This window comes from Streptomyces recifensis (assembly GCF_002154615.1).
GTDB lineage: Bacteria > Actinomycetota > Actinomycetes > Streptomycetales > Streptomycetaceae > Streptomyces > Streptomyces griseoluteus.
In genome coordinates this window covers 1-538 of record NZ_MUNH01000905.1, presented here as the reverse complement: position 1 = coordinate 538, position 538 = coordinate 1, and the positions used below count along the sequence as shown (strand labels likewise).

At 69.0% G+C, this 538-nt stretch carries 1 protein-coding gene; it reads left to right on the top strand.

What is annotated here, in order from left to right:
- The first annotated feature begins 92 nt into the window (after positions 1 to 92).
- Positions 93 to 500, top strand: coding sequence for a response regulator (locus CCN33_RS30725; protein ID WP_086696526.1), 408 nt, complete (start codon positions 93 to 95; stop codon positions 498 to 500).
- Positions 501 to 538: the final 38 nt, after the last annotated feature.

Sequence of the window (538 nt, the reverse complement as noted above, 5' to 3'; positions counted from 1 at the left end):
CCCCCCGTCCACCCAAATCCCACCACCACCCGTCAGAGCGAGAACTCCCGAAAAGCGGGACGCGGCCCCCCGCCCCGACCTACTCTCGAGTTGTGTCAGGCGCGTCCGGCCGGGTGCTTGTTGTGGATGACAGCAAGGGCATCCGGCAGCTGATCAAGGTCAATCTCGAGCTGGAAGGGCTTGAGGTGGTGACCGCGGTCGATGGTGCCGAGTGTCTTGATGTGGTGCACCACGTGCGCCCGGACGTCATCACGCTCGACGTCGTCATGCCCCGTCTCGACGGGCTCAGTACCGCCGCCCGCCTCCGGGCCGACCCCCGTACCCGCGACCTCCCGCTCGCCATCGTCAGCGCGTGTACGCAGTACGAGGTGGAGAGCGGGCTCGACGCCGGCGTCGACGCCTTCCTGCCCAAGCCCTTCGAGCCCGACGAGCTGGTTCGCCTGGTCAAGGGGCTGCTGGAGCGGAGCGACCGGCGTGACGGAGTCTGCTTCGGCGGCTAGCCACCCGTCTCCGCCCGCCCTCCCACCTCCCCTAGGCT